The sequence below is a fragment of the Microcystis sp. M53602_WE12 genome (genome assembly GCF_030065455.1).
In the GTDB taxonomy this organism is placed as follows: Bacteria; Cyanobacteriota; Cyanobacteriia; order Cyanobacteriales; family Microcystaceae; genus Microcystis; species Microcystis aeruginosa.
The window spans coordinates 1-1,502 of the sequence record NZ_JASJFB010000496.1 but is presented as its reverse complement, the minus strand read 5'-3'; the positions used below and the strand labels follow the sequence as shown (position 1 = coordinate 1,502).

Genomic DNA, 1,502 nt, shown 5'->3' with positions numbered 1-1,502 from the left:
TGTTGGCGGCTATTTATAACTGTGAGTTAGGGATAGGTATAGCAGCTTCTTAAAAGTTGCCTAAAGATTAATCAAGTCAAGGAGAATTTATTCTCAATTATAAAAATTGAGATAGTTTGTGCCGCTTAAATAAAGAGGTTTTCATAACCAAATTAAAGCATATCTAAAGAGTTTTGAGTTAAAAGTAAAACTTCAAGTTTTCATTCAGAACAAATATACCAATTAACTGATTTTTGGGGTAAAATTAGTTGACCAATCATTATAACATATAATTAATTTGCAAGAGTTCTACTGATCACTGAAAAAATCTCCCCACACCCCACACCAATGCTTAACAATCAAAGAGCTTCGCCGGTGTCTGTAATTTGTTTAGGGGAAATCCTCTATGATCTAATTGCCGATCAGAGCGATCGCTCTATAGAGCAAGTAACTTCTTGGACAACCTACGCCGGGGGTGCGCCGGCAAACGTGGCCTGTGGATTGCGAAAATTGGGCATAAATTCGGCTTTTATCGGTTGTGTGGGCAAAGATCAACGAGGGGAACAGTTAATCGCCTTGCTAGACGCTCTCGGAGTCGATACTACTGGTGTACAGTATCATGCCACCCTACCCACCCGACAAGTTTATGTCACCCGCGATGCTGGGGGAGACAGACATTTTGCGGGTTTTGGCGGCAGAAAAACGACGGATTTTGCCGATACTGCCCTTAAAGCTGACCTATTGCCCGAAAATCTCTGGAAAAATGCCGATTATCTAGTGATGGGAACCCTAGGGTTAGCCTATCCCCCGGCGAGAGCGGCGATGATGCGCGCCCTCGAATTAGCTAAAATTTACGGGGTGAAAGTATTGATCGATATCAACTGGCGGCCGGTTTTTTGGCCTAATCTTGAGGTCGCTCCCGATCGGATTCGAGATTTTATCTTCTGGGCCGATTTGCTCAAATGTAGCGAGGAAGAAGCAGCATGGTTATTTGGCACTGATACCCCCGGAGAAATATCATCACAATACCCCAATTTAGGGGCAATTCTGGTTACTGGCGGCGCAAAAGGTTGTAAATATCATTTAGGCAAAAATAGCGGCACTGTCGAGGCTTTTCCCGGGGAGGTGGTGGATACAACCGGGGCAGGAGATGGCTTTGTGGCGGGTTTTTTGGCTCGTGCCGGTCTTGGAGGCGATCAAATTGGGGAAAATGCCGATTTAGCCCGTAAGGCGGTGATTTATGCCTGTGCGGTGGGGACAATGGTGACAAGGGGGGCAGGAGCGATCGCCTCCCAACCGACTCGGGAACAGGTGGAGGAGTTTCTAGCGGCCTTTGACTCCTAGAAACTATACTAGGGTTTGCGGCAAAAAGTTTTTCGTGGGGGCAGGGTGTGGGGTGTGGGGTGTGGGGTGTGGGGTTTTACCCATTTTCAGGGGGTCAATTACCTAATTTTCAGGGAAAAAGTGCCTAAATTTCCCCCCCGATCACCCCAATGTCTGGCACTTTTTGATGGGAAAAAAGT

General features: G+C 46.4%; 1 protein-coding gene. It reads left to right on the top strand.

The features are described from left to right. The first annotated feature begins 327 nt into the window (after positions 1-327). Entirely contained in the window at positions 328-1,323 is a 996-nt protein-coding gene (locus PX482_RS16430) for a carbohydrate kinase family protein (protein ID WP_288122698.1), read from the top strand. The last annotated feature ends 179 nt before the right edge of the window (positions 1,324-1,502 follow it).

Coding starts and splice junctions, on each gene's coding strand:
- PX482_RS16430 (WP_288122698.1), top strand. CDS start 328: ATGCTTAACAATCAAAGAGCTTCGCCGGTGTCTGTAATTTGTTTAGGG.